The 25,865-nt window shown below is 66.6% G+C and carries 27 protein-coding genes and 1 tRNA gene; 7 read left to right on the top strand and 21 right to left on the bottom strand.

All coding sequences use genetic code 11. The features are described from left to right. Positions 1–35 precede the first annotated feature (35 nt). The 5 genes from G9U51_RS13550 to G9U51_RS13570 all read right to left on the bottom strand — a co-directional run bounded on the left by G9U51_RS13550 (position 36) and on the right by G9U51_RS13570 (position 5,590). On the bottom strand, positions 36–692 hold the full coding sequence (locus G9U51_RS13550; protein ID WP_166197456.1) for a TetR/AcrR family transcriptional regulator: 657 nt from the start codon (positions 690–692) through the stop codon (positions 36–38). After that, positions 689–1,723, bottom strand: coding sequence for a phosphotransferase family protein (locus G9U51_RS13555; protein WP_166197457.1), 1,035 nt, complete (start codon positions 1,721–1,723; stop codon positions 689–691). Before G9U51_RS13555 ends, G9U51_RS13550 begins: the two co-directional genes overlap by 4 nt. Then, positions 1,720–2,946 carry an acyl-CoA dehydrogenase family protein gene (locus G9U51_RS13560; RefSeq protein WP_166197458.1) on the bottom strand — a complete coding sequence of 409 codons (1,227 nt, stop codon included), beginning with the start codon at positions 2,944–2,946 and terminating at the stop codon, positions 1,720–1,722. Before G9U51_RS13560 ends, G9U51_RS13555 begins: the two co-directional genes overlap by 4 nt. Positions 2,947–2,952: 6 nt before the next feature. Then, entirely contained in the window at positions 2,953–3,762 is an 810-nt protein-coding gene (locus tag G9U51_RS13565; protein WP_166197459.1) for an SDR family oxidoreductase, read from the bottom strand. Positions 3,763–3,910: 148 nt separating this feature from the next. Beyond that, the gene (locus G9U51_RS13570; RefSeq protein ID WP_166197460.1) at positions 3,911–5,590 is read right to left on the bottom strand and encodes a long-chain fatty acid--CoA ligase; all 1,680 of its coding nucleotides are present in this window, start codon (positions 5,588–5,590) and stop codon (positions 3,911–3,913) included. Between the two features lie 105 nt (positions 5,591–5,695). Here G9U51_RS13570 and G9U51_RS13575 point away from each other — a divergent pair, with 105 nt between their 5' ends. Together G9U51_RS13575 and G9U51_RS13580 are read left to right on the top strand one after the other, a co-directional pair. Then, positions 5,696–7,075, top strand: coding sequence for an NAD-dependent succinate-semialdehyde dehydrogenase (locus tag G9U51_RS13575; RefSeq protein ID WP_166197461.1), 1,380 nt, complete (start codon positions 5,696–5,698; stop codon positions 7,073–7,075). Beyond that, entirely contained in the window at positions 7,075–7,854 is a 780-nt protein-coding gene (locus G9U51_RS13580) for a DUF1295 domain-containing protein (RefSeq protein ID WP_166197462.1), read from the top strand. The genes G9U51_RS13575 and G9U51_RS13580 overlap by 1 nt, the downstream gene beginning before the upstream one ends. Here G9U51_RS13580 and G9U51_RS13585 read toward each other — a convergent pair. The 3 genes from G9U51_RS13585 to G9U51_RS13595 form a co-directional block, all read right to left on the bottom strand. Next, positions 7,803–8,987: an alpha/beta hydrolase gene (locus G9U51_RS13585; RefSeq protein ID WP_166197463.1), complete on the bottom strand. Its 1,185-nt coding sequence runs from the start codon at positions 8,985–8,987 to the stop codon at positions 7,803–7,805. The two genes, G9U51_RS13580 and G9U51_RS13585, sit on opposite strands and share 52 nt — an antisense overlap. A 69-nt stretch (positions 8,988–9,056) precedes the next feature. Beyond that, positions 9,057–9,887 (bottom strand): uracil-DNA glycosylase, encoded by an 831-nt coding sequence (locus G9U51_RS13590; protein WP_166197464.1) that lies wholly within the window; start codon positions 9,885–9,887, stop codon positions 9,057–9,059. Between the two features lie 215 nt (positions 9,888–10,102). Beyond that, the gene (locus G9U51_RS13595) at positions 10,103–10,246 is read right to left on the bottom strand and encodes a hypothetical protein (RefSeq protein WP_166197465.1); all 144 of its coding nucleotides are present in this window, start codon (positions 10,244–10,246) and stop codon (positions 10,103–10,105) included. Between the two features lie 135 nt (positions 10,247–10,381). Here G9U51_RS13595 and G9U51_RS13600 point away from each other — a divergent pair, with 135 nt between their 5' ends. After that, on the top strand, positions 10,382–10,864 hold the full coding sequence (locus G9U51_RS13600; RefSeq protein WP_166197466.1) for a tyrosine-type recombinase/integrase: 483 nt from the start codon (positions 10,382–10,384) through the stop codon (positions 10,862–10,864). Positions 10,865–10,910: 46 nt separating this feature from the next. Here G9U51_RS13600 and G9U51_RS13605 read toward each other — a convergent pair whose 3' ends face one another. The 4 genes from G9U51_RS13605 to G9U51_RS13620 all read right to left on the bottom strand — a co-directional run bounded on the left by G9U51_RS13605 (position 10,911) and on the right by G9U51_RS13620 (position 13,225). Beyond that, positions 10,911–11,372 (bottom strand): type II toxin-antitoxin system VapC family toxin, encoded by a 462-nt coding sequence (locus G9U51_RS13605; RefSeq protein ID WP_166197467.1) that lies wholly within the window; start codon positions 11,370–11,372, stop codon positions 10,911–10,913. Beyond that, positions 11,359–12,138, bottom strand: coding sequence for a hypothetical protein (locus tag G9U51_RS13610; RefSeq protein ID WP_166197468.1), 780 nt, complete (start codon positions 12,136–12,138; stop codon positions 11,359–11,361). Before G9U51_RS13610 ends, G9U51_RS13605 begins: the two co-directional genes overlap by 14 nt. Positions 12,139–12,261: 123 nt before the next feature. Then, positions 12,262–12,843, bottom strand: coding sequence for a hypothetical protein (locus tag G9U51_RS13615; protein ID WP_166197469.1), 582 nt, complete (start codon positions 12,841–12,843; stop codon positions 12,262–12,264). 187 nt (positions 12,844–13,030) lie between these two features. Continuing rightward, a complete protein-coding gene (locus G9U51_RS13620; protein ID WP_328823476.1) occupies positions 13,031–13,225 on the bottom strand; it encodes a helix-turn-helix transcriptional regulator in 195 nt (64 codons plus the stop codon). A gap of 119 nt (positions 13,226–13,344) precedes the next feature. On the opposite strand from G9U51_RS13620, the gene G9U51_RS17675 reads away from it, so the two are divergent. After that, a complete protein-coding gene (locus G9U51_RS17675) occupies positions 13,345–13,476 on the top strand; it encodes a hypothetical protein (RefSeq protein ID WP_268921535.1) in 132 nt (43 codons plus the stop codon). On the opposite strand, the gene G9U51_RS13625 is transcribed toward G9U51_RS17675, so the two are convergent. The 7 genes from G9U51_RS13625 to G9U51_RS13660 form a co-directional block, all read right to left on the bottom strand. Then, the gene (locus G9U51_RS13625; protein WP_166197471.1) at positions 13,473–14,942 is read right to left on the bottom strand and encodes a type I restriction-modification system subunit M; all 1,470 of its coding nucleotides are present in this window, start codon (positions 14,940–14,942) and stop codon (positions 13,473–13,475) included. The two genes, G9U51_RS17675 and G9U51_RS13625, sit on opposite strands and share 4 nt — an antisense overlap. Then, positions 14,935–15,345 carry a PIN domain-containing protein gene (locus G9U51_RS13630; protein ID WP_166197472.1) on the bottom strand — a complete coding sequence of 137 codons (411 nt, stop codon included), beginning with the start codon at positions 15,343–15,345 and terminating at the stop codon, positions 14,935–14,937. The genes G9U51_RS13625 and G9U51_RS13630 overlap by 8 nt, the downstream gene beginning before the upstream one ends. A 13-nt stretch (positions 15,346–15,358) precedes the next feature. Then, entirely contained in the window at positions 15,359–16,207 is an 849-nt protein-coding gene (locus tag G9U51_RS13635) for a hypothetical protein (RefSeq protein ID WP_166197473.1), read from the bottom strand. 157 nt (positions 16,208–16,364) lie between these two features. Further along, entirely contained in the window at positions 16,365–16,814 is a 450-nt protein-coding gene (locus tag G9U51_RS13640) for a hypothetical protein (protein WP_166197474.1), read from the bottom strand. A 39-nt stretch (positions 16,815–16,853) separates the two neighbouring features. After that, positions 16,854–17,750, bottom strand: coding sequence for a GIY-YIG nuclease family protein (locus tag G9U51_RS17910; RefSeq protein WP_166197475.1), 897 nt, complete (start codon positions 17,748–17,750; stop codon positions 16,854–16,856). Continuing rightward, positions 17,747–19,003 (bottom strand): restriction endonuclease subunit S, encoded by a 1,257-nt coding sequence (locus tag G9U51_RS13650; protein WP_166197476.1) that lies wholly within the window; start codon positions 19,001–19,003, stop codon positions 17,747–17,749. The genes G9U51_RS17910 and G9U51_RS13650 overlap by 4 nt, the downstream gene beginning before the upstream one ends. Beyond that, complete coding sequence (locus G9U51_RS13660; protein ID WP_171715582.1) at positions 19,000–21,780, bottom strand: type I restriction endonuclease subunit R; 2,781 nt, start codon at positions 21,778–21,780, stop codon at positions 19,000–19,002. The genes G9U51_RS13650 and G9U51_RS13660 overlap by 4 nt, the downstream gene beginning before the upstream one ends. A 200-nt stretch (positions 21,781–21,980) precedes the next feature. On the opposite strand from G9U51_RS13660, the gene G9U51_RS13665 reads away from it, so the two are divergent. Together G9U51_RS13665 and G9U51_RS13670 are read left to right on the top strand one after the other, a co-directional pair. Beyond that, on the top strand, positions 21,981–22,343 hold the full coding sequence (locus tag G9U51_RS13665) for a helix-turn-helix transcriptional regulator (RefSeq protein ID WP_235946138.1): 363 nt from the start codon (positions 21,981–21,983) through the stop codon (positions 22,341–22,343). Positions 22,344–22,938: 595 nt separating this feature from the next. After that, positions 22,939–24,348, top strand: coding sequence for a hypothetical protein (locus G9U51_RS13670; protein ID WP_166197479.1), 1,410 nt, complete (start codon positions 22,939–22,941; stop codon positions 24,346–24,348). Between the two features lie 4 nt (positions 24,349–24,352). Here G9U51_RS13670 and G9U51_RS18035 read toward each other — a convergent pair whose 3' ends face one another. After that, complete coding sequence (locus tag G9U51_RS18035; RefSeq protein ID WP_166197480.1) at positions 24,353–24,613, bottom strand: helix-turn-helix domain-containing protein; 261 nt, start codon at positions 24,611–24,613, stop codon at positions 24,353–24,355. A 56-nt stretch (positions 24,614–24,669) separates the two neighbouring features. Here G9U51_RS18035 and G9U51_RS13680 point away from each other — a divergent pair, with 56 nt between their 5' ends. After that, entirely contained in the window at positions 24,670–25,080 is a 411-nt protein-coding gene (locus G9U51_RS13680; protein WP_166197481.1) for a hypothetical protein, read from the top strand. 708 nt (positions 25,081–25,788) lie between these two features. On the opposite strand, the gene G9U51_RS13685 is transcribed toward G9U51_RS13680, so the two are convergent. Further along, a tRNA-Pro gene (locus G9U51_RS13685) sits at positions 25,789–25,865 on the bottom strand.

Here is a 25,865-nt window from a genome sequence, read left to right on the forward strand (position 1 = left end):
GTGGTGCTCCTGTTCTGCTCGGTGGGATCTCGACGCTACGCCGACGGAGGCGGCGACAGGCGCAGGGCGCCGACCCACACCCGGGTGAGTGTGTCGACCAGGTCGTTCATCGTGTAGCGATCACCCAACACGAAGACGTGATAGGCCATCCGGCTGACCATCGCCGACAGGCAGGCCGAGGTGAGTTGCGGGTCGAGGGTCGGGTCGACCATCCCGCGCTCCTGCAGCGCGGCGATATGCCGGGCGTTGCGGTCGATGAAGGCCCGCGCCCGGCGGCGTCGCAGCCGGGCGAACTGCGGGTCGATGGTGGCCACCTGCTCCAGCAGTTGCATCAGCTTGGCATTGCGCTTGTATGCCGTGAGGTAGGCGCGGTGGCTCGCGGCGAGCAACTGCTCCGGGTGCTCGTCGCTGTCCTCGACGTGCGGCATCCCCGGGTGCATCATGTCGTCCTGTGCCTCTTGCAGGACCGCGGCGAAGACCTCCTCCTTGCTCGCGAAATAGGTGTAGAAGGTGCCGATCGAGCAGTGCGCCTCTGCGGTGATATCGGTGAGCCGGGCGGCGAGGAAGCCGTCGCGTTCGAAGACCGTGCGGGCCGCGGCGACGAGGGTGGCCCGGGTGCGGATGCCCCGGGCGGTCGCGGGCGGCTCGCGCAACAGCGCGGCGTCGACGAGCGAGGGAGCGCGGTCGGTCATGCCCGCAACCCCGCCTCGTCCACCACCCGCCAGGCGCGCTGCACCAGCAGGTCGACCATCTGCGCGGGCGGTGGCCCGCCCTTGGCGGCGTTGGACGGATTGTCCATGGCGCGCTTGCGCACGCCCTCGATGATCACCGCGATCTTCCACAGTCCGAGCGCGTGCCAGAAGGGCACGGTGGCGCCGTCCCGCCCGCTCGCCTCGAGGTATGCCGCAGTGAGCTCGTCCCGGCTCGGGAAGCCGGGCTCGGCGGCCGCGTCGAACAGATAGGACGGACCGTCACCGCGTTGCGGCCAGTACGCGAGCAGGCTGCCGAGGTCGGCGAGGGGGTCACCGAGTGTCGACAGCTCCCAGTCCACCGCCGCCCGTACCGCACCGGTGTCCGGGTCGAGGATCACATTGCGCAGGTGAAAATCGCCGTGCACCAAGGTGATCGTGTCGTCGCTCGGCACATTGGCCTGCAACACCTGAGTGAGCCGGTCCAGCTCGGGCAGGTCGCGGGTGCGGCTGCCCTCGAGTTGCGTGGTCCACCGCTTCAGCTGGCGTGGCCCGTAGGGCGAGTGGCTGGCCAGGTCGTCCAGGCCCACCTGCTGCAGGTCGACCGCGTGCACCTTGGCGAGGGTGCGCGCCATATCGATGCCGATCGCGTGCCGCACATCGAGGGGCACCCCGTCGGTGTCGCCCGGTTCGTTGAGCACCAGGCCTTCGGTGAAGCCCATGACGACGACGGGCACGTCGTCCTCGATCTCACCGGGCTGAGCCGTGCCGATGGTCGTGGGCACCGGCACCGGGGTGTCCTGCAGGGCGGACATGATCCGGAACTCACGCCCGACGTCGTGAGCCGACTGCAGCAGCGTGCCGCGCGGAGGTCGGCGGACCACGACGCGGGTGCCGTCGGCATCGGTCACCAGATAGGTCAGGTTGGACTGGCCCATGCCGATTCGGTTGGCGGACAAGGGCTTTCGCAGCGTGAGGCCTTGGCCTGCGGACCATTCGGCGAGCCGGTCGAGGTCGACGGCGATATCACTCATCGGGTGGCACCGGTCTTCTCGGCGCGCCGCTGCAGCTCCCACCGCGCGATCGTCATCTTGTGCACCTCGTCGGGCCCGTCGGCGAGTCGCAGCGTGCGCATCCCGGCATACATCTGGGCGAGGGGGAAGTCGTTCGAGACGCCAGCGCCACCGTGCACCTGGATCGCGCGGTCGATGATCTTCAGCGCCATGGTCGGGGCGGCGACCTTGATCGCGGCGATCTCGGTGCGCGCCACCTTGTTGCCGACGGTGTCCATCATCCAGGCGGCCTTGAGGGTGAGTAGGCGCAGCTGCTCGATCTCGATGCGTGCCTCGGCGATCCAGTCCTGGATGTTGCCACGGGAGGCGATCGGCTGACCGAAGGTGGTGCGCGAGGCGGCCCGGTCGATCATCAGGTCGAGGGCGCGTTCGGCGACCCCGATGGCGCGCATGCAGTGGTGGATCCGCCCCGGTCCGAGCCGGGATTGGGCGATCATGAAGCCGTCCCCCTCGCCGGCGAGCAGCGCGCTCTTGGGCACTCGGACGTCCTCGAAGACGACCTCGCCGTGGCCCTCGCGGTCGGCATACCCGAAGACCGGCAGGTTGCGCAGCACGGTGACGCCGGGGGTGTCGAGCGGGACGACCATCATCGACTGCTGGCGGTGCGGCGGGCCGTCCGGATCGGTCTTGCCCATGACGATGAGCACCTTGCAGTTCTGGTGCAGGGCGTTGGAGGTCCACCACTTGCGGCCGTTGAGGACATATTCGTCGCCGTCGGACTCCATCCGCAGCTCGATATTGCGGGCGTCTGAGCTCGCCACGGCCGGCTCGGTCATCGCGAAGGCCGACCGAATCTCACCGGCCAGCAAGGGTTTCAGCCACTTCTCCTTGTGCTCGTCGGTGCCGAAGAGCGTGAGCACTTCCATGTTGCCGGTGTCGGGAGCGCTGCAGTTCATCGCCTCGGGCGCGATGTGGATGGAGCGGCCCATGACCTCGGCGAGCGGGGCGTACTGCAGGTTGGTCAGGCCCGGACCCCACTCCTTGTGCGGGTGGAAGAGGTTCCACAGCCCGCGCTCACGCGCGTCGGCCTTGAGCTCCTCCAGGATTGGCGGCTGGAAGTGCGGGTTGCCCGACTTCGCCATCTGTTCCTCGTAGGTCGCCTCGGCCGGGTAGACGCGCTCGTCCATGAACGCGTTGACGCGCTTGAGGTAGTCCTTGGTCGTCGCGTCGGGTGCGAAATCCACTGTGTCTCAGTCCTTTTGGTCGTCGAGCAGAGTCTGCTGGTAGCGCCGCATGCCGCGCAGCCAACGGTCGTAATCGGTGGTCTTCTGGCGCCACATGTCGAGCACCTCGGCGTGCGGCAGGATCAGGAAGCGCTCGGCGTCGATGCCGGCCATGACGACCTCGGCCACCTCGTCAGTGGTCAGCACCCGGCCGGCTGTCGTCACCGCGCGCATCTGCACGCTGTCGTGGCCGCCGGAGCGCAGCAGGTCGGTGTCGACTCCCATCGGGCACAGACAGCTGACCCGGACCCCGCGGTCGCCATAGGTCACCGACAACCACTCCGAGAAGGCGACGGCCGCGTGCTTGCTCGCGGCATAGGTCGGCGAACCGATCTGGGTCAGCAGCCCGGCCGCGGACGCGGTGCTGAGGAAGTAGCCTCGGCCTCGCTCAACCCATTGCGGCACAAGGACTTTCGCGGCACGGACATGAGCCATGAGGTTGACCTCGAGGCTGAGGTGCCAGTCGTCCTCGCTGGACTCCAGCCCGCGGCCGGCACCGACGCCGGCGTTGGCGGCATACAGCTCGACCGGGCCGAAACGGGTCTCGGCGAGTTCGACCAGGGCCTCGATCACCTGGGTGTCGGCCGCGTTGCCGGCCAGCTCAGCGACCCGCTGGCCGTATCGACCGCGCAGCCGCTCGGCCTGGGTGTGCAGACGGCTCGCGTCCAGGTCGGTGATGACCACCCGGGCGCCCTCCGTCAGGAAGCGGCGCGCGAGGGCGGCACCGATGCCGCCAGCGGCGCCGGTGACGATGGCAGTGGAGTCCTTGAGCTTCACCATGCCGACGGTAGGTGAACCTGGATTCAGGTTCAAGGTTTCTACCTCGTTGGTTGATCGAGCGCCCTCCCCTCGTTGGTTGAGCGAGCGCCCTCCCCTCGTTGGTTGAGCGAGCGGAGCGAGTCGAAACCACCGACGGCCGGCGCCGTCAGTCCTTCGCGGCGGTCTGCACCTCCAGCTCGCCGTCGGCGTAACGCTGACGCAGCACCTTCTTGTCGAACTTGCCGACGCTGGTCTTGGGCACCTCGTCGATGAAGGCCCACTTGTCGGGCAGCTGCCAGCGGGCGATCTTGTCGGCGAGGAAGGTCCTCAGTTCTTCAGGGGTGAGCGTCGCGCCTTCGCGCACAACGACATTCGCGAGCGGGCGCTCGCCCCACTTGTCATCCGGTATGCCGACGACCGACGCCTCGACGACGTCCTCGTGGGCCATCAACTCGTTCTCCAGCTCGACCGAGCTGATCCACTCACCGCCGGACTTGATGACGTCCTTGGAGCGATCGGTGAGGTAGAGGAAGCCATCGGCGGTCACCGCCCCGACGTCGCCGGTGCGGAACCAGCCGCCCTCGGCGAACTTGCTCGCTCGATCCGCAACATCGGCTTCGGAGTCGGATTCGGTGTTGAGGTATGACGCGGTGATCCATGCGCCACGCACCTCAAGTTCGCCGACGCTCTCGCCGTCCTTGGGCTGCTCGCTCCCGTCCGGCCCGATGAGCCGACCCTCGAAGCCGGGCAGCAACCGGCCGGCCGCGACGCGGTAGCGCCAGTACTCCTCGGTGCCGGGCTCGGCATACGACGGCGGGATCGCGAGCGAGCCGACGGGCGAGGTCTCGGTCATCCCCCAGCCGGAGATGATCTCGATGTTGTGCTTGTCCTGGTAGGCCTTGAGCATCGACATCGGCGCGGCGGACCCACCGACCATCATCCGGCGCACGCTGGAGGTGTCGACCTCGTTGCTGTCGATATAGCGCAGCAGGTCGTTCCAGATGGTTGGCACGCCCGCACCACCGGTGACCTTCTCCGACTGGATCATGGCCGCGAGCGGTTCGGCCTGCAGGTAGCGGTCCGGCATCACCAGCGAGGCGCCGGACAGCATGGCGATATAGGGGAAACCCCAGGCGTTGGCGTGAAAGAGCGGCACGACGATGAGCAGCCGGTCGTGGGCGGTGAAGCCCAGCGTGAGCCCGGTGCTGAGCGCGTGGATGTAGTTGCTCCGGTGCGAGTAGGCCACGCCCTTGGGGTTGCCGGTCGTGCCGGAGGTGTAGCAGAGCGACGAGGCGTCGTTCTCGTCGATGTCCTCGGGCCAGTCGAAGGTGTCCGGCTGACCGGCCAGCAGCTCGGCGTAGTCGTGCACCTTCTCCACGTGCTCTGGGGCGGCGAGGGCGTCGCGCACCTCGTCGCTGATCTCGCCGCTGACGATGACGTGGCGGATCTTCGGCAGGTGGCCGAGCAGCTTGCTGAACGGCTCGGCGAGGGTGTTGTCGACGATGACGATCTCGCTGCCGCCGTGATTGGCGGTGTAGGCGAGCTGCTCGCCGAAGAGTCGGATGTTGAGCGCGTGCAGGACGGCGCCCATCGAGGGCACGGCGAGATATGCGGTGAGGTGCTCGGCGTTGTTCCACATGAACGTCGCCACTCGCTGGTCACCGTCAATCCCCAACTGCCGCAACGCATTTGCGAGCTGGGCGGCCTGCTTGCCGACCTCCGCGTAGGTCGTCACCCGGGCACCGTTACCGGTCCAGGTGCGCACTTCGGAGCGGCCGTGGACGGTGGTGCCGTATTTCAACAGGGTGGAGATCAGCAACGGGGGCGCCTGCATCGTGCTCTTCATGGGTCCGAGCCTGCCAGGTTCGAGGCGCCGAGGGGAACCTTTCTCGTGACGTGGATCACCTCTCGTTTAGGTTGGAGCCAAGCAGCCAACGACGAAGGAGTCGACGTGGTCAATTACCGCACCGAGAACCCCACGACGGGCGAGGTCGAGCAGGTCTTCGACGACCTGGACAAGGCCGGCATGGACGACGCGATCGGGCGAGCGGAGTCGGCATACGAGACCTGGCGCTCGACCTCCCCACAGGACCGCGCGGCGATTCTGGCCAAGGTGGCCCAGCTGTATGGCGAGCGCGCGGAGGAGCTCGCGGCGGCGGCCACCAAGGAGATGGGCAAGCCCACCAAGGAAGCCCTCGGCGAGGTGCAGCTGTCGGCGATGATCTACCAGTGGTATGCCGACAACGGTCCCGGCCTGCTGGCCGATGAGGAGTTGCCGGCCCAGGGGGCGCAGCGCTCCGTGGTGCGCAAGGAGCCGATCGGGGTGCTGCTCGGGGTGATGCCCTGGAACTTCCCGTACTACCAGGTGGCCCGCTTCGCGGCGCCGAATCTGATGCTAGGCAACACGATCCTGCTCAAGCACGCGGAGATCTGTGCGGCCTCGGCGCTGCTGATGGAGCAGATCTTCACCGAGGCCGGGCTGCCGAAGGGCGCCTATGTCAACGTCTTTGCTCCGCACGACGTGATCGCCCAGGCCATCGCCGACCCGCGGGTGCAGGGCGTCTCACTCACCGGCAGCGAGCGGGCCGGCACCGCCGTGGCCAAACTCGCCGGCGAGAACCTCAAGAAGGCCGTGCTCGAGCTCGGCGGCTCCGATCCCTTCATCGTGCTCGACGCCGCCGACGTGGCCGGCGTCGCCAAGGCCGCCGCGCGGGGCCGGATGATGAACTCCGGTCAGGCCTGCAACTCCCCGAAGCGGATGTTCGTCGCCGACGCGATCTATGACCAGTTCGTCGACGAGCTGACCGCGCAGGTGGAGAAGCTCACCACGGGTGACCCGGCCGACGCCGCGACCCGGATGGGTCCGATGTCCTCGGTGACCGCGCGCGACACCCTCGCCGAGCAGGTGCAGGACGCGATCGACAAGGGCGCCACGGTGCGCACCGGCGGCAAGGTCGCTGACGGGCCGGGTGCGTTCTACCCGCCGACGGTGCTCACCGACATCACCCCCGAGATGAGGGCCTGGTCGGAGGAACTTTTCGGCCCGGTCGCGATGGTCTACCGGATGACCGATGTCGACGAGGCGATCAAGCAGGCGAACGAGTCGGCATACGGCCTGTCCGGATCGGTGTGGAGCGACGACCCGGAGAAGGCCGCCGAGGTCGCCGACCGGCTGGACGTCGGCATGGCCTATGTCAACGAGCACGGCACGACCTTGCCGGGCCTGCCCTTCGGCGGCGTGAAGAACTCCGGTTTCGGTCGCGAGCTGGCGGCCGACGGCATGGGCGAGTTCGTCAACCGCAAGCTGATCCGGGTCGCGAAATCCAAGTAATGCCAAGGGGATTCGGCGCGGTGACTGCGGCGGCTGCCGCTGCGGTCACCGCGCTCCAAGCCGGGACGTATGCCGCATCCCGGGTCACCGGCCGAGCCAATGTCGTGGACGTCGTATGGGGTCCCGGGCTCGCCGCGGTCTCCTGGTGCGGGCTCGCCCTCGGGCGCGGCGACCGCACGCGACGCGCCCTGCTCGCGGCGGGGACGACGGCGTGGGGCGCCCGGTTGGCGTGGCATGTGGTGCGCGCCTCCCGTGGCCGCGGCGAGGACCCGCGGTATGCCGAGCTGCTCGACGGACTCTCTGAGCGCGAACGCATCGTCAAAGTCTTTGTGACACAAGGGTTTGCGCAGTGGTTCATCTCGCTGCCGATCCAGGTGGCGGCGGTGAGCGGGCCGCCTCGAGGTCGCCGTGGCGCGCTGACCGGCGTGGGTGCAGCGCTAATGCTCGGGGGAGGCGTGGTGGAGGCGCTGGCCGACGAGCAGAAGATGCGGTGGCGTCGGCGCGCCGACCATGGGCCGGTGATGGACGAGGGGTTGTGGGCCTGGTCAAGGCACCCCAACTATTTCGGTGACGCGTGCTTCTGGAGCGGTGTCTACGGCGTTGCGGCGGCGGCGAAACCGGGCGCGTGGACCTGGCCGTCACCGCTGGCCATGACCTACTTCCTGGTGATCGCGACCGGCGCGCGACGCGCGGAACGGATGCGAGCGGGCGACCCGGCATACGACGACTATCGGCGCAGGGTCTCCTTCTTTGTGCCGCTGCCGCCCAGGCGCGGCTGAGTCGCGCGGGCGGTGGACTGGAAGCCGGGTAGCGAGCGGCCGAGCCAGTCCAGCGCTTCGGGGGTGCGCGGCACCCACACCGAGCCACGGTGGCCACCGGTCTTGAGCAGCACCGCGGTGATCGACAGGGGCCGGCGGGCATATTTCACCAGCGCGGCGGTGGACGGATAGCTCAGACCGTCCTGTTTGCTGGCGAGCACCCACAGGGCGAGTGCCGGCGGGCGCTGGCGGGCGAGTTTCACCAGGTCGTAGCCGTTCCACGCGGCCGAGCCGGGCTTGAAGGGCTCGTAGCTCACGTCGAAGTCGGGACGGAAGTAGCCCTGCATGACGATCGAACCGCCGAAGATGTCCGGGTGCTTGATGCCGAGCATCGCCGAGCACCAGCCGCCGAACGAGTAGCCGAAGGTGGCCCAGGAGGTGCGCGCCGTTTGCACCCGAAAGTGGCTGACGACCCACTGCGGTATGTCGGCCGCGAGCCAGGTCTCGGTCTGCAGCCCGCCGGGGGCGTTGACGCATTCGGTGTCGACATCGGCGGGGGAGTTGATCTCGGGCACGACGACGATGGGTGCGGCGAGTTTGTGCATCGCCACCGCGGCGTCGACCTGTCGGTCGAAGTGGACGCCGGCGAAGAGCGACTGCGGGTGGCCGGGGAAGCCGTGCAACGCGAGAATCACCGGGTAGGTCCGGCGTTGTTTCGGGTCGTACCCCTCGGGCAGATAGACCATCACCTTGGTGCTGATGCCGCTGCGGGGACCGGTGACGGTGTAGGTCTGCAGGCGGCTTCCGGGGAAGGGCAGCGGCGGCAGGGTCGCCGGCGTGTGGTCCTTTCGCAGGCCGACGCCCTGGACCGAGGCGCTCGCTGCCTGCTGGGCGGTGCCGCCGCCCTTGGCGGTCGTGACCGCGGATCGCACGCCCAAGAGGTCCGACCAACTGACGTAGAACGCGTATTGGTCGTTGAGCAGGGTGGCCGCGAGGGTCACCACGGTGACATTGAGCAGGACGGCGGCGACGGCCCGCTGGACGACCCGCTGCCACTCGCGGGGCAGGCGGGGCAGCCCGAAGACCAACGCCGCGAAGAGAATGACCGCGGCCAGGAACAGGACGACCGGAAGGGCGGTGCCAGTGAGGCTCACAACCGCCGAGTCTGAGTCGGATTTCTGAACGTTGTCAGTATGCCGACTGGGAGACTTTCGCTCTTGCGTTCAGGGTCGTAGCAGAGCGAAGGCGTCGTCGAGCATCTGCTCGGTGAGCTTGCCGGTGAAGGTGTTCTGCTGACTGACGTGGTAGCTGCCGACGAGTCGGATTGTCCTTGTGCCGCAACGGATTTCGGCGATCGTCGCGTGACCGAAGCGGGGCTTGGGAGAGGGCACGTCCCAGCCGAGGCGGCGGGCGGCGGCGAGTGTGGCATCCCACCCGATCGAGCCGAGCGCGAGGATCGAGCGCAGGGTGGGTGCGGCCAGCTGCAGCTCGCGGTCCAGCCAGGGGGCGCAGGTGGCCTTCTCGAGGGTGGTGGGCTTGTTGTCCGGTGGTGCGCACCGCACGGCGGCGACGATGCGCAGTCCGGTGAGATGCAGGCCGTCGCCAGCGTGGGTGGCGTCGGGCTGGTTGGCATAGCCGGCGCGGTGGAGGGCGGCATACAGCCAGTCGCCGGAGCGGTCGCCGGTGAACATCCGGCCGGTGCGGTTGGCCCCATGGGCCGCCGGGGCGAGCCCGACGATGAGCGTCTGCGGGTGTGCGTCGCCGAAACCTGCTGCGGGTCGTCCCCAATATGGTTGTGCGGCATACGATTTCCGCTTCTGTATGGCGACGTCCTCCCGCCAGGCGATGAGGCGTGGGCAGGCGCGGCAGACGGTGATGCGGGCGTCGAGCTCCGCGATGTCCGAGGCAGCGGCGGCCAGGTGGGCGACGTCCGCGGCGTCTTCGGCGACTGGGGTTTTGGCGTCCGCAGGGTCGCCCGGCCAGCCCGCCCCTGGCGCCACCGGAGAACCGAATGGCTGACCCGTGATCGGGTGCGGCAGCGGCTCCTCCGGCATACCGCCCATCCTCCCCGACCCGGCTTCGCTGACGTGGTGCACCCTTCGCGGCGCTAGAGTCCGAGGATGGGGAGACCAGCGCGATCGGGGGGCGTGGCCCTCACTTCATGTGCCTTGCTTCTCGCAGTGGCGGTCACGGGATGCTCGAACGACACTATGTCTGAATCGTCGTCCAGTGCATACACCGCCGCGAGTCCTTCGTCGACGGGCAGCTCTCAACCCGCGGCGACGCCGACTTTGACGTCCGCGCAACCAACCACCGACGTGGTGACGAGTAGCCGGCCGACGACGCCGCCCGCCACTCCGCCGACGGCGACGCGCACGAGGTCAAGATCGGCCTCTGCCACCTCGAGGCCCACGCGTTGCTCGACCTACCCGGGTCCATACGGACTCACGATTGATCCGTGCATTGCTCGCGATCGCGACGGATTTGCCCTCGGTGGCCCGCCTTCCCCACGCTCACCGGCGAAGTACGACTCGCCGACCGACGCCGAATGTCTGCGATTTCGGTCGCAACTGCGAGCGTGGTCCAACTATCAGAACGCTCACCGTCCGCCCGGCGCCACAGCCGGCCTGCCCTCGAGCGGCGACGTGCAGTACCTCTACATCGTCTGCCACCTGGACTACTTCTAAGTCCAGATGTCCGAGCTGCCGCGGTCACGGGGAGCGGCAGCGACGCCCGGATCGAGCAGTTTGCTGCGCCGGGGGCGGACGGTCTGCTGTTCCACGCGATCAAGGATCCGAGTCGTCAGGTGGGCTCGAACACTGTTCGACGGCACTGGATCAAGGCGCGCAACGCCGTCGGCCGACCTAGTATGCGGGTCCACGACCTCCGGCACAGCGGCGCGGTGCTCGCTGTGAGGGCGGGTGCCACGGGCAAAGAGACTCAAGACCGCCTGGGTCACCTCAGTGCCGGCGCCGCCGATCGCTATCAGCATGCGGCGCGGGGGCGGGACGCCAAGATCGCGAAGAAGTGAGCCAATCGACGACGCCGTCTCGCGGCGTTGCCTTGCATCTAGGTTCCTACTCGCCGTCGAACTTGAGTTTGCCCTCGTCGATATCGAACGGTCCGGAGACCTCAACGCCCTCGAACTTGCCTGGCGGAAACCTGCCGTCGCGGACAATGAGGTGGTCCACGTTGCTGAGGATCGCCGTTGCAAGGTGCACGGCGTCCCAGGTGTCCATGCCGAGCTCACTGGCCAGCTCGCCAGCCTTGCGCGCGAGTGGCGCGGAGACATCGACCAGCTCCGTGGTCTGGGATTCTAAGAGCGCGCGCACGGTCTTCCGGGCGGCGGCTTGCTGGGGGGTGTCGTTCCGGTGTCTCGGACGTGCCTCAACCAGCATCGCCGTCGACTCGACCAGGGTCACCTCGTCACGTCGGATCGCGTCGATCAGCGACTCAAGGCAGGCGAACTCAGGCTCCCCGAGAACCACGCCGATTAGCGCCGACGCGTCGAGCAAGAACCGCCGCTTAGGCGTCACCACGGTGCACCTTCAGCCACTCATCGACCGGAACACCAGCAATGAAGTCTGGGTCGGCCCCGTACAGCTGGTCCCAGCGCACGTCCGCCTTGACCAGCGTGCGCAACGCGTCTGCCTTGATGTGGAACACTCGCCCGTCGTCGTCCTGCTTTACCTCGCCGCTGAGTTCGACCTGGGCATACAGGGCGTTCTTGAGGTCGTCGCGCAGCACCGTGTCGAACCCGACGCGCACGATTCGCCTGTTCGGGAGGCGAAGGGACGCACGGTTACCCCGGGAGACGTTGAGCCCGACGAGTTCTCCGCGCACCGCCCCGAACATCTTGCGCTCGAAGGGCTGCATGCGCTGAAGGTTCTCGCTCAGGCCAGGCGTGAGCTGGACGACGGAACGAAGCCGTGGCTTGTCGCTCACGAGGGCGAGTTGTGGCGGCACCCAATCGGCTTCGTTGTCCGCCGCACGGCCGTCCTCCACGAAGCGGTGGGCAGCCTTGACCGCGTCGGGGCTCCACTCGTCGGCGGATGGGCGCTCGCCGGAGTTGGCCAGGCCAAGACCTGCCACAACCAACCGGAGTACCCGCACTTCGTCCGCCTTGTCCTCTGGGGGAGCGACCGCCACGCCGACAGAGCCGGTCCATACCCTCGTGATGCGCCAGTCAAGAGGCGTTTCGGAGAGTTCATCCAGGAGCGCGAGCAGGTCGTGGCCCAGCTGGAAGAACCGCCCCGCGCTGGTGACGGGACGTCCGCTGTCCACGGTGAGTTCGAGCGCGTCCACGCCCTCATCATGCACGGCACCACCGTCATGGCGTGCGAAAACGACGAGGTAGGTGAGTTAGCCGGACCTTCCCTGGGGGTCGCGTCGGCTGCGGATGCGACAGCTCCCCGTCCGCGCTTCGAATTACGCCCTGGGAACGTTCTTCTTCACCCTTCGCACCGACTCGTTAACGCGGCGCATCCACCACCTGTCGGCGGAATCCTTGAAGTAGATGGCTGGTATCAGGATGGGCACCGAATTTGCTGGTAGGTCGGTGGGGACCGCTGTGGTGAACGTCGCCTTCTCGCCCGGGTTGGTGGCGCCTAACGGCGCGCCAACAGCGGGGAAGCTCCCGCCCGTCGGTCGCTCGAACTGCACTAGCCAGGCGTTGATCGGCTCGTCGCTTCCGTTGTGGAGGGTGACCGTCACGACGATGATGTTCACCTGCGCGAGGTAGATCTGGTTTCCCCGATGGTCCGACCCAAGCGTCAGATATGAGAGCAGAGACCCGAAGTGGGAGCCCGGACCGCCTTCGACGTTGCTCGACGGAACCTGGTCGCCCGCACCGTAGGAGCCCAGTACTGTGCTTGTGGCGTACACCCGCCGCGCCTGCGCAGACCGCCGGTCCTTGACGCTGCTCTTGTAACTGAAGGCAGCCACCAAGAACGCGAGAGCGGTCGGCACCGCCGTCACCCAGGTCGGGGCGTCTCCCCAGTCGATCGACACAGGCCGCAGCGTACTGACGCGTCGCGCCGCGCATACTCGCGGTCCAGCTGGCAGCTTCGTCCAGTCCGCTCTCGTTCGGCTTCGACTCGATCATCAGCCGCCGTTCCCCGCTTCCTCCTATGCCTGGACGCCCTCGTTCCGGGCGGTAGAACGCGTCCAGGCCGATTCACGCGGCCATCCGCGCCTGCTATGCGGTCGGGACCAGGACCATGAGTCGGTCGACGTCGGCAGGATCGACCCGCAGGACCCGGGTCCCGCTGCGGTAGGCGGGCAGCTCCCCGGCGGCGATTCGCCTGCGGAAAGTGCGGATGCTGAGGCCGGTGCGATCGGCGGCGTCGGCGAGGGATTCGAACTGGCGGCGGGACTTGGGAGTGTTCGTCACACTTCCCCAAAGGGTCAGATCGCGCCTCTGGCGGTCACACCCGGGAACAAAGATCATGGAGTGGACTTCGACCGTCGCGAGGACACATGATTGGCCGCTCGAAATCGACCTTGGTGCCCATGCGTCCCCGCGCGGCCGTGTCCCGGGCGAACAAGGTGGCGGCGGCACGGGTCTACGTCGCTGCCAGCGCGAAGATCGGGCAGACGGTGCCCGATTGGATCCGGCGGATCGCTGACGGCCAGATCAACTAGCCGCGCAGCTGCTCCTCCAAAGCCGTTGCTACTGCCTCGAACTCGGCCAGGGCAGCAGTGAGGTCCTCGACGATCTCGCGGGCGATGACGTCCGGTGACGGCAGGTTGTCGAGGTCTTCGAGAGAGTCGTCCTTCAACCAGGTGATGTCGAGGTTGGCCTTGTCACGGGCGACGATCTCGTCATACGTGAACGACTTCCAGCGCTCGGACTCGACCCGCTCAGTCGCGGTGTATGCGGCAACGAACTCGTCGAGGTCGGTCCGGCGCAGCGGGTTCTGCTTGAGGGTGAAGTGCTTATTGGTGCGCAGGTCGTAGACCCAGAGCTGCTCGGTCCACGGCTGCCCTGGCCGGGCGACCTTCTTGTCGAAGAACAGCACGTTGGCCTTCACACCCTGGGCGTAGAAGATCCCGGTCGGCAGTCGCAGCATCGTGTGCAGGTCGAAGTCGGCTAGCAGTTTGCGGCGGATCGTCTCACCGGCACCGCCCTCGAAGAGCACGTTGTCGGGTAGCACCACTGCGGCGCGTCCGTTGGTATCGAGGATCGTCGCGATGTGCTGGACGAAGTTGAGCTGCTTGTTGCTGGTTGTCGCGACAAAATCCTGGCGCTCGATTTCGCGGTCTTCCCGGATCTCCCGGCCGTCGGCGCCGACCATCGTCAGCGATGACTTCCGCCCAAACGGTGGGTTGGAGAGTACGACCGACCAGCGTCGGCCCGGATCGGCAATGAGCGAGTCACGCACCTCGATCAGCGAGTCGCCATTCGAGGCGCCCATGCCGTGCAGAAGGAGGTTCATGGCGGCCAATCGCGCTGTGCCGTCCACGAGTTCGTAACCGGAAGCAAAACTGTCGCGCAGGTGGTCCCGCTGGGTCGGCGTCATCGACTCGGCGCCACGGGAAGCATGGTCATGCGCAACCAGAAGGAACCCACCCGTGCCGCAGGCGGGGTCGACGACCGTGTCGGCGACGGTGGGACGGATGACGTCAACGATCGCCTGGATTAGGGCCCGAGGCGTGAAGTACTGACCCGCCCCGGATCCCTTGTCTGACGCACCCTTGGACAGCAGTTCCTCGTACGCGTCGCCCTTGATATCGGTGCCGGACTGCGACCAGTTCTCCTTGTCGATCAGGTCGACGACGAGCCGGCGCAGCTTCGCCGGGTCCTGGATGCGGTTCTGCGCCTTGCGGAAGATCGTGCCGATGACACCGTCCTCGCGGGCGAGGCCGACGAGGATGCGGGTGTACTCGAACTCGAGCTGGTCACCTTGGGCGTCGAGCAGCTTCTGCCACGAGTATTCCTCGGGCACGATCTGCTCCGGGCGCAGCTTCCGGGTCGCGCGCTCGTGCGCCATCTTGAGGAACAGGAGGTAGGTCAGTTGTTCGGTGTATTCGATGACACCGACGCCGTCGTCGCGCAGGACGTCGCAATACGACCAGAGCTTGTCGACCAAGCGGCGCGAGTCAGTCATTGCTCTCCTCCAGGAGGCGGATGTTCGGTGCGTCCTTGTAGATGCCGTCGCCGGCCAGCAGTGGCAGGTCATGTGCAATTGCTGTCGCTGCGACCCACGCATCGCCCATGTGTTGCTTGTCAGCGAGCGGATGGCCGCTGCGCTTGCACGCGTCACGCAAGGTCGCGAACGCGAGGACGGTTTCCGGCGTGAAAGGCAGAGTCGGCGTCCTGCCGAAGTTCGCATTGAGGTCGGCGATCTTGGCCGGCCCCCAGCCTCGGGAGAGGGCACCGAATCGGATCTCGCCTTCTGTCTGAGCCGAGATAACGACTTGCTTGCCAAGCATCAGGCGGCGCCAGCCGGCTACGCGCGGATCTCGGTCACGAGGGGTCAGGACGACGCAACTCCAGACGTCGGTGTCCACGAGGACGACATCGTCAGCCACGGATGTCGGCCAAGAACTCTGCAAGCTCCTCATCGGAGATGTCCATGGGAGGTGGGGCCGCGTGCGAGCGGGCCTCGGAGAGCAGCACCTCGAGACGTCGCCTTGGGCTGATGGCCAACCGCTCCTCAATGGGCTTCGTAGCCTCAACGGTTGCGCCGTCCATGCGGTGGTGCTGTGTGCCGCGGCCGACGGCGAGCACGCCGGTCACGGTGACCTGCTCTCCAACGAGGTGAGCGGCCAGCTTCGCGTCAGCCACGTGGTGAAGGTCGATCGCGTTGCCGGCGACGTCGCGTAGGCGGAAGCGAGACGAATGCAGATCAACCATCTCGAGCAGGCCATGCAGCACCGTCTCGCCAACGTCTTCGTGCGCAGATCTTCGCCAAGGGTCACGACTCAGCGCTGAGGTGCGGAAGCGTACGGGCGGGTGGCCGGGCACAGCGAACTCCGCTTGAGGGGCTGCTCTCCGGAGCGCGACGACGAGGTCGTCGACTGAATCGGCAACCGTGTCCGAGATGTCTTGTGGCCGGAGGTTCTTCTCAAGGCCGTTAACGATCGACCAAAATGCCTCGTCGACCCCTTTCGCCACGGGATCGACCAGGGCGGCCTCGTCGCCGACAACGAAGACGACGCGGGTGCTGCCAGGGCGGAACGCAACCTGTACCGTCGCCAGCTTTTCGAGCGTGGCGTCGGTTCGTCCGAGGCCAGGGCGGTCGGCGACCGCTCGGGTGAGGCGATACGTGATGTCCTTGAACGAGGCGATTAGGCCAAGGGCGTCGGCGGCAGGCAAGGAGCCGTCGGGGCTGGCGTGGCCAATCAGCCGGATCTCGATCTCACGGGTCATCGTCGCCACCTCCTACCGATACCGGATCTCATCAATCTACTGACGACCACCGACGAAGTCCCGTGCGGCGGTCATCGAAGAGAAGATCCCCCGATGCGCATCGTTGAGAGGCCCGGGGGATATGGTCGCCCAACTCTACAGCCGTCGAAGAGGTGGATTATGTGAGTTCGAGGGCGTGCCACTCGAGCTCCGGGCGTGTCAGTTCCGCCAGGATCGGAAGGGAGGGGACGCCGTCTGAGGCCAGCACACTCGTTGCCTCCTCCTCGAGCGGGAACGATCCGAACAGTGCGTCGCACTTCAGGCAGCCGAGCGACAGGTATCGCTGCTGCGCCGTTCGACTCCGTCGAGGCTTGATGGACGTGGCCGCAGGATGGCCGACGAGGGTGAGTAAGTCCTTTGCGTACGCGACGATCGGTTCCGATGCGACCGTGCGCATGTACTCGTCCGGCCGGTCATACCCCTTCAGATGAATGAGTAGGGGGACCTCGTTGGACAGAGCGCATCTCCAGCACGAGTAGGCGATGCCACGAACCTGGACCACCAATTGGCGCTCGACGGCCGCGTTGAGGATGCTCCTGACGGCGGGGCTGATGTCAGACCAAGCCATGGCACCGGCAATCGCGATTAGCGGCTGCGGTCGAAGGGGTCATTCGACGCCTCGGCTCTCCCACACGCCGAACGATCCCTCGGCGGACACCCATTCGACACGCCCGTTGCACGAGCGGCCCAAAGCGATCGCACCAGCGGTCGAGGGGGAGGAGAAGACGATGTCCCGGGTGACGCGGCCCGCGCCGTTCTCGACGACGATCGATCCGTCGGCCAACAGCCCCTCGTGCTGCGCGCGATAGCTTGCGTACGCCTTCTGGGTGCTCGCCGCCTTGCCCACCCCGTGCCACTCGGGTACGACGACTGAACCACTCAACATGATGAACTCGCCGTCGACCTGCTGGGCAGACGCGTCCACGCCTTGGCGTGCGCTCTTCAGCGTGAAGATCGGCGACTCCTTTGGCGCGGCGGGTGTGGCGTCAGCCCGGGTGGCGCGCACGCGAATCGCGTTGACCCCCAACACAGGCAGCACGATCTGGAGTTGGCCGAGGAAATACTCCATGTCGGACGCGTCGGCCTCGGGGAGGCGGCAGACCGGTGGGGCGGTGCCGTTCTCAAGGGTGACGCGGCCGGCTTTGGCAGCCAACTCGATCAGTCGGGACTCGAGGTACCTCCCGTGTGACTTGGTCAAGTTGGTGTCCTTGGAGGTGATCACGACGATCCGGTTCCAGAAGGATTTCTCCTTGGCGTGGCTACGCAGCCGAGTGGCGACGACGTCGGCCTCGCCGATGTAGCAGCGGGTATCGCCGACCGCGGTCTCGTCCTCGCCAAGCAGGAGATAGACGCCGGTGCGCTCGGCCTCTTCGCGACGGAGCAAGTCAGCCAGGTCAGAGCGGCGCGCAGAGAGGACATGGCCGGTCCAGTTGGTGATCTCGGCCGTGGTCAGGCCGCCAGGTGTGCCGTCGACGAGGAAGAGCTTCACCTGCTTGCCGTTCACGCCATGGCCTCCGCGAGTTCCTCGACCGCTTCGTCGTCGGTATGGCGTCCAGTCAGCTTCCCGCAGAATGCTGCGGCCAGGATGGAGCGCCGGAGCGACAAGGTCCGCCTCTGCGCGAGTGCGATGGAGTTGGCCAAGCCCGCGGCTTGTTCACGCGACTCAGTCAGTCGCTCGGTTATCGCGGCCTGGTCCCGAAGGGAAGGCACTGGCAGTAGCACGCTCGCCAGCTGCTTCTGATTGACCTTGTAGATCCCTGCGGTTGTACGGGCCATCGACTCGATTTGGCGACGCACCGATCGGGAGTTCCACACGAGGTCCAGGTATTCGGTCGACAGGGTCGCCTCATTGGGTCGCGCCCGAATTGCGGTGTCAGGGAACGCAATTGGGTCAGGATCGCTGCGGACGAGGGATCCTCGTCCGACGAGGCGGATGCTGCCGTTGCCGCGCGCAATTAGGTAGTCGTCCTTTGCGACGAGGAATGGTCTCGCGTCATCTTCAGACCAAGCGCCTCCCTTCCGTGCGCTCAGGTCGACGCCGGCCGGTTGCAGTGCTGTCAGCCGGAGAACCGGAAACCCGCCCTCCCGGGTTGGCACGGAGCGCCCGTTCGATAGCGGAATGGACAGCGCCTCGCCGAAGGGAACTTGTTCGAAGGCGACGTGTGCCAGTTGCTGCCGGAGCGAGGCCTCATCAAGGTTCGACAGGCGAGCCGTTGCGGCGGATACATAATCCGCTGCTGCGTCGAGACGGGAGAGGTGGTCTTCGAGGACTTCGACGATCCTCCGCTGCTCCGAGCGGTCGGGCCAACGCAAGCGAGTCTCTGCGAATCGCTTCGCCGAGATCTCCTTGAATGTCGTTCCACTCGCACGCGACTCCAGATCGGGCTTCGCAGCCAGCATGTGCCAATAGAGGTACTTAGGCTCAATGAACTCAGGTGGGACGGCTGTCTTGCAGCCCTGATTCGTGCACATCTCGCGGCCCGCGATGGCGACATAGCCAACGGGTGCACGAGAGCTGACGATGACAGACCCCGGCGGGACGAGCCGCGCACTGCAGGAGCGGAGCCCAGCCTCAGTCAGCCCTCGCTCTCCACCGTGGAGCGTCTGCGATCGATCGCGTGACATGTCGGCTGGGGTCAGCCACGCGATGTCGCCGCCCCAGAATTCGGCCACCCCCGTCTTTGGGGTAGCGCCTGAGACCACATCGCAGACGTCGCCCAGGGCTGATTCGGACCAGCCAGCCGGCACTTCGCTCACGCCGTGAGCTCCGCGTTCAGGTTCTCCAACAGGTCGGCTGCCTGGTCGCCGAGGTCGCGCAGGGCACCGTCCACTCCGCCACGCTCGGTGAACGGCGCTTCGTCGAGGTCTTCGGCGGTGATGCCGGCGGAGTTCGCAATCACTTCGACCATTCGGTCCAGCCACCACCTTTGTGTCTCAGTGAATTTCGTGCCCGCTTGGTCCTGTTGGACGAGCCAGGCGGCGTACCGTTCACGCACGCGGTCGGCGTACGGAACGAGTTCGTCGTCGACGCCGACGGTATAGCGCAGCAGGGACACCAGGTCGGTGAGGGTGTGCCGGTCGCTGTGGCGCACCCGGCCCACGTCGATGGTTTCGTACGCAGCCCAGATGAAGTCCGTGGTCCAGTTGTGCGGTGGCCGGCTGATCCGGTCGGCGAGTTCCTGGATGTCGGTGAAGCTGATCCGCCGTTCCCGGGCTTCGCCGAGCAACTGGATGGCGGTGATCTCGTCCCGGTGCTGCTCGAGATACGCCTGCCACGACTCGACGACCGATCGGGCGCGGCTGGTGTCGACGACGCCGCTGGCCGAGAGGAGCGTGTCGGCGTTGACCTCGTCGATGACTCGGTCGTGGGTGGCGCGTAGTTCGAGGATTCGTGCGCGGAGTTCGGGGTTCGCAGCCAGAGGCTTCGTTGCCTGATCCAGGAGTTGCTGGATGATTTCGACACGGGCTCCCTCGTCGCCCGGCTCAATCGACGAGGTCGCGGCCGCCTGGACGTCGGGGTCAACCGCGTCGACAAGCCCGCGCACGATGTCGCGTACAGCCCCGCCGGCGACGTCGTCCAGCTCATCCCGTTCGGCAGGGGTGAGGTCGAGCTCGAGCTTGGCCAATCGTGAGGCGAGAGTGGCGGTTTCGTCCTCGGTCAGGGAGAGCGTGGCGGCCTTGTCGAGGAGCTTCTTGAGCGAGACGCCCTTCTCGCGGTTCAGCGGCGGGTCGACGAAGTCGTGCTCGGTGACGCCGACGGCGTCGACGATGACGAACCGGTCCTTGCCGGACGCGTCCGGCGTGACGGACTGGAAGTCGGCGGGAGCGATGGTGCGGGCGCCGCGGCCCTTCATCTGCTCGAAGTACTGCGCCGAGCGCACGTCGCGCATGAAGAACACGCACTCCAGCGGCTTCACATCGGTGCCGGTGGCGATCATGTCGACGGTCACCGCGATGCGCAGGCTCGGGGAGGTGCGGAACGCCTGCAACTGCCCCTTCGGGTCGCGGGCGTTGTAGGTGATCTTCGCGGCGAAGTCGTTGCCCTTGCCGAATACCTCGCGGACGGTCGTGACGATCTCCTCGGCGTGCGCGTCGTCCTTGGCGAAGATCAGTGTCTTTGGCACGGTCGAGCGGCCCGGGAAGATCTCGGTGAACAGGCGGTCTCGGAAGGTCTCAAGCACGAGCCGGATCTGCGACTTGGCAGTGACCGCGCGGTCGAGTTGCTTGTTCGTGTACTCCAGGTCCTCGTCCAGCGCTTCCAGTCGCTGTTTGCGGGTGCGTCGATCGACCTTTGGCACGACGGTCTCGGCGTCGATCCGTCCTCCGCGTTCGGAGATCTCCGTACGGATCCGGTAGACGTCGAAGTCGACGTTCACCCGGTCCGCGACCGACTGTGGGTAGGTGTACTCGGAGACCAGGTTCTGCCGGAAGAACGCGAACGTCTGCTTGCCCGGTGTCGCGGTGAGGCCGACGACGTGGGCGTCGAAGTACTCCAGCACCCCGCGCCACACGCCGTAGATGGATCGGTGTGCCTCGTCGACGACGACCAGGTCGAACGTCTCCGGCGGCAGCGTTGCGCTGTAAGCGACGGTGACGGGGGAGTCGGGCACGAAGTCGTCCAGGCCTGGGTCGTCCTCGGCGCTGACGTCCTCGCCCTGCAGCCCCTTGTAGACGCGCTGGATGGTCGAGATGACGACGTTGCTGCTGGCCGCCATGCCGGCGCGGGTGAGCTTGTCGACGTTGTAGATCTCGGTGAAGCGGCGGCCGTCGCCGGGTGTGCGGTAGTTCTGGAACTCGGCGATCGTCTGGTCGGCGAGGTTGTTGCGGTCAACCAGGAACAGGATCCGCCGGAACCCGCCGAACTTCAGCAGCCGGTAGGCCAGCGTCACCGCGGTGTACGTCTTGCCCGCGCCGGTCGCCATCTGCACCAGGGATCGGTCGAAATGCTGCGCGGCCAGCGATTGCTCGACGCCGGTGATCGCGGTGATCTGCGCTGGCCGTAACGCGGACGTGTCGAGGCCGGGCAGGTTGCGCACCTTCGCCCGCCAGGTCGGTGCTTCATCGTCGGCTTCGGCGTCGCGGATGATCCGGGCGAGCGTTGCCGGCTGTGGAAACGCGAACACCTGCCGCGACCGCGCGTCCGGGTCGTAGCCGTTGGTGAAGTGGGTTTCGGAACCGCTCGCCTCGAACACGAACGGCAACCGACCGTCGCGGGTGAGTGCCTTCAGTCGTACGTCGGCAGGCAGACCCTCGGCGTACATCGCTGATTGCCACTCGACGCCGCTGAGGGTCGTGCCCTGCGGCTTGGCCTCGACCACACCGACGACGCGCTGGTCGACATACAGCAGGTAGTCGGCGCGACCGTGCCCGGACTTCATCGTGACCTCGCGGCAGGCGACGCCCTGCGCGGCGAACAGATTCAGCGCCTTCTTGTCCTGGACGACCCAGCCGGCGTCGGTCAGCTGGCGATCGATCAACACCCGCGCCCGTGCCTCGGCGGCAAGCCGAGCGTCGTCCCCCTGATGCGCATTCATAGTGTTCGCAGATTACTGCGGAGGCCGTTCGATTTGCCGGATTCTCGGGCCGTACGGCGATGTACGCCAGCGCGTCAGCCTCGCAGGCTGCGTACCTCCTCTCGAAACGCGAAAGTCGAAGTCCCACACACCTCTTGCATTGTCGGCGCGCGTGCGTTTCGATGATGCGAAACGGAAGGGTCTGCAGAGAGGCGATCGCGATGTTGGAAGGGCTCGAACGGGTGGCTGGACCGACGACTGCGCGCGACATCGAGTCGCTGGCAGGGAACCTTCTGCGGCGTGCACGGAAGGCCCGCGGACTCGATCTGAGCGAGGTGGCCGCGGCCGCCCAGGTGCCGGTCGAGACCGTCGCGGCGATCGAGGACGGCGAGGTTCAGCCGAGCTTGCCTGAGCTGCTCCTGATCTTGATTTCGATCGGCAAGGAACTGCGCATCCGCATCGAAGACTTCGACGACCACGACAAGGTGCTCGATGAGCGGGCGGCTCGGTTCCCGGAACGGCAACGGGCGATGGAGGAGCATCGCGACCGGCTGCTCGACAACGTGACGGAGGAGCCGCGATGACCGACGAGGCGATACGGAAGTGTCCGCGTTGCGGCGGACCGGTGATCTACCACGGGCGTGGTCGCCGACCTGTGTGGTGCTCGACGAGGTGCCGCAACGAGGCCGCAGTGGTGCGTCGCGGTGCACGTGAAGCCGCGGTCGAGATCCGCATGATCGACGTACCGAAACAGCCGCGGCGAGGGAGTGGGGGCGAGGGTGCGGGGGCCACCTCGAATGCCGATGCGAAGCCAGCACCGGTGTCGCCGGGTCAGCGTGGAGACCAGACGAGTGCTGCCGATAGGCGGGCGCTGACGGCTGCAGTTCTGGCCGACCCGGAAGCCGTCGCGACCGTCGTGTCAGCGCTGGCGAAACGGGAGCAGGTGGGCAAGTTCGGCGGGGGTCGGTGGGCTCCGGTTCGCGCCGGGATCGTGGCCCTCGCGGACCGGATCCGGGCTCGCGAAGAGTAGGAAGGGCGGCGCACGATACGCATCAGCGAAATGCGCGCTGACCGAGAATGCAAGAGCTGTGTGGGACTTGAGGACCCGTGCCTCGGCGACCGCGTCGACTTCCGGATGCATCGGCGGTCGCTGTCACCGGTGTGATGAAGAATCGGTCCATGGACGTGGACCTTTCGAAACTACCGACCGGCACGACGGGTTGGCTCGCGCTCATTGACTACACGCTGCAACTTGGCGATCTGGCGGAAGTCGACTACCTCGAGCTCAAGGGACGCCTCACGTTTGAAAGCTCGTCGGCGCGCAAGCGCGCAGCCGTTGTCCTTTGCCGCGCAGTGCTTGGCATGGCCAACCGGATGCCGGATGTTGCAGAACGGCACCTCGGCGGCGCCGGCGTTGTGTTTGTAGGGGTCGACCAGTCTGAGGGTCTCGTGGGCGTCGACGAGATTGATGGCGCGACTCTGCGCGACAGCGTGCAGGCGTACATCGGCGACGACGGGCCGGACTGGGACCACCAATTCATCCGCCATTCGGACGGACTGGTGCTGGCGATCATCGTCAGCCCGCCTTGCTGGGGTGATCGGATCCACGCTGTGCGCAAGGACTACTCAGATAGCGAGTCCAAGCTTTCCGTGCGTGACGGAGATGTTCTCGTACGCGTGCCCGGCAAGACGCGACCCGCAACGAGTCACGACCTGTCTCAGCTGGAATCTCGCCGTGCCAAGTCGCCAGATAACGGGGCGAAGCTGGATGTGTCTTACTCCGGCGGATTCGATCGGGTCAGTCGCGCCAGCGTCACCGAACTCATCGACGGGATGGTCTGTACTGTCGCCAGCGAGTTGGTCGCGTCGATTCCAGCCCCCTCGCCGCCCGGGGGGTACGCAAGCGGCCTCCAGGGCTTCATGCAGCAACGAACTGCCCTCGCTGACAGTCGTTCACCGAATGAGTTCCGGGCTGAGGTTCAAGGCTGGGTCGTCAGTTGTCAGCGCAACCTTCCGGAGGTCGCCCAGGATTTCCTCCGCCACGAGTTGAGTCCTGGGACCTTCGTGCTCCAGAACACGTCGGACCGGTACCTCGACAGCGTCCGTGTCCGGGTGAACCTGCCGGCGGGGCTGACTGTGCTGGCAACTTCGGACGCGGACTACTGCGACCATGGCGGAGCATTCGATCCTTTCACGGTGCTACCTGATCGACCGGCGAGGTTTGGCCAGATGCAGCTGTTCAAACCTCCGAACTTTGCCGTGGCTCGAGTGCGACAGGCAGGCTTGGACCCATGGGCAACAGCCATCGACGTTGAGCGAACCGACGAGGGGTGCGTGGTGGCGTGGTCTGTGGGAGACCTTCCTCCTCGAGGCCGAATGGCGACGGGTGAAGGTTTTGTTGTCTTTGCTGACGAGGACCACCATGCTCACAACGAGCACGCCATCGCCCACGACCATCAGCCGATGCCTTCGTCATTTCGTTGCTCGTGGGAGGTGACCGCGCGCGGCGTCGACCACGTGTTTCGTGGCGAACTTGTCGTCCACTGCAGGCAGGAGGCTGGAGCAATGCTGCAGTGGGCGGCTGGTTAGCGGTTCACGCTTTTCGAAGGAGGAATGTGCCTGGTTCGACCTGTAGGACTACGGCGAGGTCTTCCAGCCGCTCGAACAGCACCCCTCGCCGCCCGTGCTCGAGCTCGATCAACTGGTTCCGACTGAGGCCAGACTCGAGCGCCAGTGCCTCCTGCGTCAGCCCCCGCTCCAACCGCAGCCGGCGGACGTTGGCACCGACTCGTCGACGTGATTCGGCCCAGCGTTTTTGTTGGTCAGGGTCCACTTGATCTCGTCGCGTCGGCACGCATCGATGTCACGCGAGTTGGGCACGAAAGTCTGCCCCACTAATAGGGCAGCATCATGCGCATGGAACCGATCGTTCGCTACGGCATCAAGTCGCGGTTCGACAACGTGTGTGCACTCTGCGGAGCGCCGACGTCGGTCGGGGATCGGATCTACAAGCTGCCCGACAAGCGAGGCGGGCGGAAGTGGGTATGCGCGGCATGCCGCTGGGAGGACGAGGAGCGCGTTATCGACCTGCCGTTCGTCCTCCGGAAGGTCGACCACCGGATGGGCGTTGGGCCGTACACACCGAATCTCGCTGAGCTGCAAGTGATTCTCGGTGCTGCTCGCGGTGTCGTGTTGGAGACGGATGATGAGGTCTTCTTGTTCGAGTTGCTCGATCAGTGTCTTGAAGCGCGACGGCCGCGGATCTTGAGCCGGGCGAAGATGTCGACGCTCCTCGACGTCCTGCGCCGAGCCGCGGAGTAGAGACCGCAGAGGGAGCACGGGAGCGGGGTGAAGGTAGGGGGACCCCAACCCGCGCAGGGTTGTGGGTCCCCGGGAGACCGCGTCGGTCGCGTGGTCGCGTATGGCTTGGCCGGGGACGGGCTACGGGTATGACTCGCTTGCCCCAGGACCGGGATGTGTTCGGGACGCCGTACGAGGGTCAGTCGTCCGCGCCCGGGTCTGCCTTGGACCGCGTGACGCCACCGAACTCGGGCAGGGTGCAGTTCCGGCTCTAACCCGGGACGGCACCGAGGACTGGTCGGCCCACCCGTTTCGATCCGTACGGGCGCAGACGTTCCTGTTGGGGAGGGGGACGGCGCGGCCGCAGAAGGCAGCGGCGCGGACAGTGCTCGGGCGGGATGCCACGCAGCCGCTGTCGGTGTGGTGTTAGCCGGCCGGCGATGAACCACCGCCTGTCTCGACTACGGCAGAGCGAGACAGGTGGCGACATGAGGTGACAGGGCGTGCGCCCTGCCGAAGCTCGACACCCTTGGCGGGTGGAGCGGTGGCGGCTACTCTTGGAGCCACGTCAGCACCTCTGGATTGCTGTCGTCAGGCCCCCGGAGGTTGCAGCCTCGCGGGGGTCTTTCCTGTCCGCAGCCGGTGCCGTTGTGCCCCACTTATGCCCGCGAGGGGCAAAGCAAAACCGGCCCTGACTGCGTTTCCGCAGGTCAGAGCCGGTTTTCTAACTGGTCGGGGTGACAGGATTTGAACCTGCGACCTCTTCGTCCCGAACGAAGCGCGCTACCAAGCTGCGCCACACCCCG

Source organism: Metallococcus carri (assembly GCF_011440275.1).
GTDB classification, from domain to species: Bacteria; Actinomycetota; Actinomycetes; order Actinomycetales; family Dermatophilaceae; genus Metallococcus; species Metallococcus carri.